7 protein-coding genes and 2 tRNA genes are annotated in these 7481 nt (G+C 30.0%); 4 read left to right on the forward strand and 5 right to left on the reverse strand.

The window, feature by feature from the left end; all coding sequences use genetic code 11:
- Positions 1–64: 64 nt before the first annotated feature.
- The gene (locus tag LG649_RS13820; RefSeq protein WP_226544408.1) at positions 65–1366 is read left to right on the forward strand and encodes a hypothetical protein; all 1302 of its coding nucleotides are present in this window, start codon (positions 65–67) and stop codon (positions 1364–1366) included.
- 237 nt (positions 1367–1603) lie between these two features.
- On the opposite strand, the gene LG649_RS13825 is transcribed toward LG649_RS13820, so the two are convergent.
- The 3 genes from LG649_RS13825 to LG649_RS13835 are packed head-to-tail and all read right to left on the reverse strand — an operon-like array spanning position 1604 to position 2906.
- Positions 1604–1924 carry a hypothetical protein gene (locus LG649_RS13825; RefSeq protein WP_226544409.1) on the reverse strand — a complete coding sequence of 107 codons (321 nt, stop codon included), beginning with the start codon at positions 1922–1924 and terminating at the stop codon, positions 1604–1606.
- 59 nt (positions 1925–1983) lie between these two features.
- Positions 1984–2373, reverse strand: coding sequence for a hypothetical protein (locus tag LG649_RS13830; protein WP_226544410.1), 390 nt, complete (start codon positions 2371–2373; stop codon positions 1984–1986).
- On the reverse strand, positions 2370–2906 hold the full coding sequence (locus tag LG649_RS13835) for an RNA methyltransferase (protein WP_226544411.1): 537 nt from the start codon (positions 2904–2906) through the stop codon (positions 2370–2372). Before LG649_RS13835 ends, LG649_RS13830 begins: the two co-directional genes overlap by 4 nt.
- 260 nt (positions 2907–3166) lie before the next feature.
- Here LG649_RS13835 and mutS point away from each other — a divergent pair, with 260 nt between their 5' ends.
- From mutS to LG649_RS13850, 3 genes are all read left to right on the forward strand, one after another.
- Positions 3167–5773 (forward strand): DNA mismatch repair protein MutS, encoded by a 2607-nt coding sequence (gene mutS, locus LG649_RS13840; RefSeq protein ID WP_226544412.1) that lies wholly within the window; start codon positions 3167–3169, stop codon positions 5771–5773.
- A 104-nt stretch (positions 5774–5877) separates the two neighbouring features.
- Positions 5878–5949, forward strand: a tRNA-Gly gene (locus tag LG649_RS13845).
- 27 nt (positions 5950–5976) lie between these two features.
- A tRNA-Leu gene (locus LG649_RS13850) sits at positions 5977–6060 on the forward strand.
- Between the two features lie 55 nt (positions 6061–6115).
- Here LG649_RS13850 and LG649_RS13855 read toward each other — a convergent pair.
- Together LG649_RS13855 and LG649_RS13860 are read right to left on the reverse strand one after the other, a co-directional pair.
- A complete protein-coding gene (locus LG649_RS13855; protein WP_226544413.1) occupies positions 6116–6697 on the reverse strand; it encodes a hypothetical protein in 582 nt (193 codons plus the stop codon).
- The coding region (locus tag LG649_RS13860; RefSeq protein WP_226544414.1) for a hypothetical protein at positions 6682–7481 on the reverse strand (800 nt) is incomplete at its 5' end. The genes LG649_RS13855 and LG649_RS13860, both read right to left, overlap by 16 nt.

Here is a 7481-nt window from a genome sequence, read left to right on the forward strand (position 1 = left end):
ATTATGAAGACTTTATAAAAAAGTTTTTGTAAGTGTGAAGATAATAAAAAAAGCCCCCAAAAAAATGAAGAAGTTTACTAAATTAATGTGTTTATTCCTATTACTAGGAATGGCATCTTTTGCTCAAGAAAGAGGTATTTCAAATAATTCAGGTAGCTGGTTAGAAAGATGGACCGAGTTTTATCCTAATAAAGTAGATTATAGTGAGCCTACTACAATCCTTAAAGGAGATATTTCTAGTGATATTGTTTTGAAAAAAACAAATGTATACATTTTAATAGGAAATGTTTTTGTAACTAATAATGCAACTTTAACTATCGAGCCAGGTACTGTTATAGTAGCAGACTCCAATTCAAAAGCTACTTTAACCATAACTAAAGGTGCTAAAATTATGGCTCAAGGAAATATTACAGACCCTATTATTTTTACTTCAGATAAAGATTCTAAGAGAGCTGGTGATTGGGGAGGGTTATTTATACTAGGTAATGCTCCTACTAATAAGCTTGGAAATGTTGGTTTTTTAGCTAGTGTTTATCCAAATTTAGAGCCACAAGATTATGCCAAATTATCTTATGGAGGAGAAAATGTAGCAGATTATTCTGGAGAATTAAATTATGTTAGAATAGAATATGCTGGTTACTCTAATGATTCTGATAAAACTAGAGGAGCTCTATCTTTTGCAGGTGTTGGTAATACAACTAAGGTAAGTAATGTTATGGTTAGTTACTCTGAGTCTATGTCTTTTAACTTTGTTGGAGGTAAATTAAGTACAGAAAAATTAGTGTCTCTAAAAGCTAAAGGAGTGGACTATAATTTTAATTTAGGAGCTGTAGTGGAGTTAAATAATTCGCTTGCAGTAAGATCGCCTTATATTTCTTCTGTTTATGAATCTAGCTGTATTCGAGTAAATTCTTATTTAAATAAAGAAGATTCAAATTTTTATGATAAAGAAACTAATGTAACGGTAAATCATGTTACAGTTTTAACTGATAGTAAAGATATTAAAACAGATCTTAGTATGGGATTAATTAGGGAAGCTGTTTATGTTGGTAATCATACAACATTTAAAATGAATAACAGTGTTATTTCAGGTTTTAGTAAGGCTGTTTTACTAGGTGATGATATTAAATTAAATGATGAAAATTTAAACAAAATTCAATTTGTAAATAGTTATTTTAATAATTGCTTAGGAAATATTTTTATTGAAGACAATACAAATAATAGCGATTTAGAACATTGGTATGGAAATCCTTATTTCTCGAATGTATATTCTAAAGATGATCATAAAGATATATTTATAGATACATTTGGTAAACGACCAGATTATAGGTTGCGAATAGATAATATTGTAGCTGATAACAACTAAAAAAGTAGTAACTATAAGGCTACTCACTATACCTGTAATTGATAGCTATAATGTGAAATTTTAGTTACAAGAAAAACCAAGTCTAAGTATTTGCTATTTGTAGATAAAATATATTACCAATAAATCAATACAGTTTTTTTTACTAGGTAAATTAGATATGCTTTATTCTGTTGGGAATAATGAGCTTTTATTAGCATAAAGTTATTGTTAATAAAAGCTTATTTTTTGTTGTTTAAATTATTCGTAATTTTCAATTTCACGATAAATAGCTTTTGTTAATTGTCTTTTCTCATAATGTTTCATGATAATCCAATTGTTTTTATCATCAAACTCATATTTAAAAGTTACTGTTTTTAAATGCTTATTGTTTTTATTGAAAACTTTATCCTTTGTTCTGCGTCCTTTACGATTTCTAAAATGAACAATTCTATTGTATTTGTATGTGCTGTCCGATTTTGTCCAGTCCGATTCTATCATTTGTCCTTGCTTGTTGTAAGTAAAAGTGGTTATTAAATTACGACTTAAATTTTCGGTGTATAAATCCAATACAGAATACAAAAAAACACATGTTGTGAGTTCGTTTTGTAGGTTGTAATTATAAGACTCGTTATAATTAGTTAAGTTGTTGTTGTGGGTGTAAGATGTAGTTTTTTTTTAATTTCACCATTTTGGTAAGTATATAGTGTTCGATATTTTAACGAGTCTTTTAAAATGGTTGTTTCTGTGTAATCAATTTTGTTTTTAGAGTTATAACAGTAAGTGGTTTTGGTTGATATGTAAGGTTCGTTTTTGTAAAATGTTTTACGATTATGTTGTGTTATATTACCTTGTTTGTTGTAATGATATTCGTTTATTTCGGAAGTTGAGATGTGTCTTTTTCCGTCGGAATATAGTGTAGAATAAGTTTCAGTTTCAGTAACTTTCTTGAAATTTTTATTTTGTTCATCATGTTGCCCATAAGTTGCTAAGCATAGCAATGACAATAAAAATGCGGTTATTTTTTTCAATTATTGCTACTCAATTTACTAAAAACATCCCAAACTACTACACCACAACTTACAGAAATGTTTAATGAGTGTTTTGTCCCAAATTGTGGAATTTCAATAACGTAATCACTTTCGTTTATCACATTTTGGGCCACACCTTTAACCTCATTACCAAAAACAAGTGCATATTTTGTACTTTGCTCAGTCTTAAAATCGTTTAGCATTGTTGCATTTTCAGCTTGTTCAACAGAACAAATCTTTATGTTTTCTGCCTTAAGTTTGTTAATTACCTCTAGAGTGTTTTCGGCATATTCCCAATTTACAGTGTCTGTGCTTCCTAATGCTGTTTTGTGTATGTCTTTATGCGGAGGCGTTGCGGTAATGCCGCATAAATAAATTTTTTCAACTAAAAAGGCATCGCTAGTTCTAAATACAGAGCCAATGTTATTTAAACTTCTAATATTGTCTAGTACAATAATAATAGGTGTTTTTTGTGCTTCTTTAAAGGCTTCAATACTAAGTCTGTCTAATTCGCTGTTTTTAAGTTTTCGCATTAAAATGGGATTTAATTTCTTTTTAAAATAAAATTTTATTTAAAGTTGTTTTAATTCTAAAACAATTATATCAAATCAAATTTAAAAATGGTTCAAATTAAATATGAAGAGTGATTTTACCTCTGTTGAAAATCTATCGCAAATTGTAAATAAAATATCGTTTTTCATTTTAAATAAAAAGTTGAAAATACACTACTTTAGCAATCTTACAATCTCGATAAGTTTTGAGGCAAAAATAACATTTAAAAATCACTTTACAATTGGCTAAAAAAGCGAAAAAAGTAACCCCGTTAATGAAGCAGTATAATGCCATTAAAGCAAAATATCCAGACGCTTTATTGTTGTTTCGTGTGGGAGATTTTTATGAAACCTTTGGAGACGATGCTGTTAAAGCAGCTGGTATTTTAGGTATTATTTTAACAAAACGAGGCGCAGGTAGCGAAAATGAAACAGCTTTAGCCGGTTTTCCTCACCATTCCTTAAATACGTATTTACCAAAATTAGTAAAGGCTGGAGAGCGTGTTGCAATTTGCGATCAGCTTGAAGATCCTAAACAAACCAAAACCATTGTAAAAAGAGGAGTTACCGAGCTTGTTACACCTGGTGTAGCTTTAAACGATGAGGTGTTAACATCAAAAAGTAACAATTTTTTATGTTCGGTATATTTCGATAAAAAAACGATTGGGATTGCTTTTTTAGATATTTCTACTGGCGAATTTTTAACGTCACAAGGGAATGCTGAATATATTGATAAGTTAATTCAGAATTTTAGCCCGAGTGAAGTGTTAGTTTCTAAACAGAAAAAAGCCATTTTTAAAGACACTTTTGGAGACGATTTACATACCTTTTATTTAGAAGATTGGGTATACCAAACCGATTATGCTAAAGAAACATTAATAAAGCATTTTAATACTAAAACCTTAAAAGGTTTTGGGGTTGAAGATTTAAACGAAGGAATTATTGCATCGGGTTCCATACTCCATTATTTAAGCGAAACACAGCATAACAAATTAAAGCATATTACTGCCATTGCAAGAATTGCTGAAGATGATTATGTGTGGATGGATAAATTTACAATACGTAATTTAGAACTTTATAACTCAACAAATAACAATGCGGTTACGTTATTAAATATTATCGATAAAACCATTTCGCCAATGGGCGGGCGCATGCTAAAACGTTGGTTAGCCTTACCATTAAAAAGTAGCGATAAAATTAAGCAGCGCCACGAAGTTGTACATTTTTTAAAAACTGAAAACGGCACGCTTCAAAGTATACAAAATCATATAAAACATATTGGTGATTTAGAGCGATTAATCTCAAAAACAGCAACCGGAAAAGTAAGTCCACGAGAGGTTATTCAGCTTAAAAACTCATTAGAAGCTATTGTTCCTATAAAATCAATAGCATCAAATTGCGAAAACGACTCTTTAAAAGTTATTGGAGATACGTTGCAAGGTTGCGATGTATTACGTGAAAAGATAAAACAGACATTAAAAGAAGATGCGCCTGTAAATGTTTTAAAAGGAAATACAATTGCAGAAGGCTTTTCAAAAGAGTTAGATGAGCTTAGAAATTTATCAAAATCTGGTAAAGATTATCTTGATAAAATGTTGGAACGTGAAAGTGAGCGCACTGGTATTCCTTCATTAAAAATAGCTTCAAATAATGTTTTTGGATATTATATTGAGGTTAGAAATACCCACAAAGATAAAGTGCCTACAGATTGGGTTAGAAAACAAACTTTAGTAAGTGCAGAACGCTATATTACTGAAGAATTAAAGGAATACGAAACCAAAATTTTAGGAGCAGAAGAACGTATTTTGGCCATAGAGCAACAGCTTTTTGCAGATTTAGTAAGTTGGATGAATTTATACATAAAATCTGTTCAACAAAATGCTTTTTTAATTGGGCAATTAGACTGTTTATGTGGTTTTGCACAGTTAGCAAACGATAATAATTATGTGTATCCAACAATTGATGATTCCTTCGATTTAGCAATAAAAGAAGGTCGCCATCCTGTAATTGAAAAACAATTACCAATAGGTGAGGCTTATATTGCTAACGATATTTTTTTAGATAGAAGCGAGCAGCAAATTATAATGATTACAGGTCCAAACATGTCTGGTAAATCTGCTATTTTGCGTCAAACTGCTTTAATTGTGTTGTTAGCCCAAATAGGAAGTTTTGTTCCTGCTAAAGAAGCTAAAATAGGTTTAGTTGATAAAATTTTCACAAGGGTAGGAGCAAGTGATAATATTTCGATGGGCGAATCTACTTTTATGGTAGAAATGAATGAAACGGCTTCAATTTTAAATAATATAAGCGACAGAAGTTTGGTGTTACTAGATGAAATTGGTCGAGGTACAAGTACTTACGATGGTATTTCTATAGCTTGGGCTATAAGCGAATATTTGCACCAGCACCCAACGCAACCAAAAACATTGTTTGCAACGCATTACCATGAGTTAAATGAAATGACTGAAACTTTTGAGCGCATTAAAAACTTTAATGTTTCAGTTAAAGAACTAGAAGATAATGTATTGTTTTTAAGAAAGCTAGTTAAAGGAGGAAGCGCGCATAGTTTTGGTATTCATGTTGCAAAAATGGCGGGTATGCCACAATTAGTTTTACAACGTGCCAATAAAATTTTAAACCGATTAGAACAATCGCATTCTAGCGAAGAACTAACCAATAAGGTAAAAACCTTAGAAAACGATATGCAACTCAGTTTTTTTAATTTAGACGACCCTTTATTAGAAAATATTAAAGATGAAATATTAAGTACTGATATTGATACGCTTACGCCAGTTGAAGCGCTTATGAAATTAAATGAAATTAAACGAATGTTGGTAAAGAAAAAATAAGGATAAAATTATTTTTATTATTTTTTTAAAAAAGGCTTTGTAAATTAAATAAAAGGTTTAAATTTGCATCCGCAATCGAGAGGTTGCACGTTCATTAAAAGACTGCGAAAGTAGCTCAGGGGTAGAGCATCACCTTGCCAAGGTGAGGGTCGCGGGTTCAAATCCCGTCTTTCGCTCTGATACTTTCTAAAATATACCAAGTTGCTGAAGTGGTGGAATTGGTAGACACGTTGGACTTAAAATCCAATGACCATTAGGTCGTGCGGGTTCAAGTCCCGCCTTCAGTACAAAAGCCTTATCTTTTATTAGATAAGGCTTTTTTTATTTTTAATAAGCTAGATTTTACTTGTTGTTTTTATGGTGTTGCTTATAGAGTTCAATGGCTTTTTTTAATTTTAGTCCTCCTGTCTTTGTCTGGTTGTACATAAAATTGTTTAAATTAGGATGATGCGTCTTAATCCAGTTTAAAAAATTCGATTTGTTGGTTTCCCAAACACCTTCATTAAAATTTAAATAGGTGGTTTCAATTGAAACTATTTTGTTGTTTTTAAAGTGAAAAACTTCATTTGTTATAAATGGCTCTTCCATGAAAAAATTAATGCGCTCATCGGTTTTTGAAACTTTAACTTTTATAAAATCACTTTCTTCTTCAATTTTTAAAATTTTATAAGATGGATTAAAAACTGAATCCCATTTTAACCAATTATTTAAAAAATCTTGTTTTGAATAAATTATTTTATAGTTGTAGGCAGGAATAAAGGTTGTTAAACTATCTGATATTAAATTTGATGCTATTGCATTACTAGATTGGTTTAGAGCTTTAAAATACAATTTAGCAATCTTGGGTTTGCTGTTATTGCCGTTAATAGTTCTACAACTTATAGTAGAAAGGAATAAAAAGCAGATAATTAATAATCTAAACATTGTAGTTTTTCAATAAAGAAATTTTTATAATCAATATCTGTTAATAAAACACTTGTTTTTGAAGCCTTTAAGTTAATTGATTTAATAGGTGATTGCTTTAAAGCTTCAATTTGAGAGCTATTTAAGTTAGCCTTTAAACTAAAAAAATTGCAGTCTAAACTTCCGGAATGGTAAAACTTTAAATTAACATTATTTTCTAGAGTAATTAATACACTTGATCTGCGATTTGGAACATAATCTACACAACCTAAATCTTCAAAGTAGTTAAAGTTTATTTTGGCTTTAGTTCCTTCACGTATTAATTCTATATTTAATTTGTTTTGTATATAATATTTTTCGGTAATAATAAGTTGCTGTTTATTAAAACTATCGTATTCATTAATAAAATATTTACAAGTGTTTGCCTCTGTTTTACTTGTAATATTGTTTTTGGCTTTAGTAATGGAATCTTTTATGCGAAGTTTTTCTAAATTCTCCAGTTGTTCTTTTTTGGCAGCTTCAGCGATAAGCTGTTTACGTTTTTCAATAAAATTATCACGATTTATTGAGTCTTTAATTTGAGACTGTTTTTCAAGACTTAATTCGGCCTGTTTAGCATCTTGTATTTCTTTATCTTTTAATAATTTTTTTGCTTTCGCAATAGAGTCTTGTTGTTGCTTATATTTTAGGTTTTGAATACGAATTTGTTCTAATTTTATTTCTTCAGCTTTAGCTATATTAATGGAGTCTAGAATTTGCTTTTGTTTTTCCGTTTCACGTTTTATTTGTTGGGCTTTTAACGCTT

This window comes from Neotamlana laminarinivorans (assembly GCF_020523925.1).
Lineage (GTDB): Bacteria > Bacteroidota > Bacteroidia > Flavobacteriales > Flavobacteriaceae > Neotamlana > Neotamlana laminarinivorans.

Excerpts from the sequence above, each read along its gene's own strand:
- LG649_RS13820 (WP_226544408.1), top strand. The coding sequence starts at position 65 with ATGAAGAAGTTTACTAAATTAATGTGTTTATTCCTATTACTAGGAATG.
- LG649_RS13835 (WP_226544411.1), bottom strand. The coding sequence starts at position 2,906 with ATGCGAAAACTTAAAAACAGCGAATTAGACAGACTTAGTATTGAAGCC.
- LG649_RS13855 (WP_226544413.1), bottom strand. The coding sequence starts at position 6,697 with ATGTTTAGATTATTAATTATCTGCTTTTTATTCCTTTCTACTATAAGT.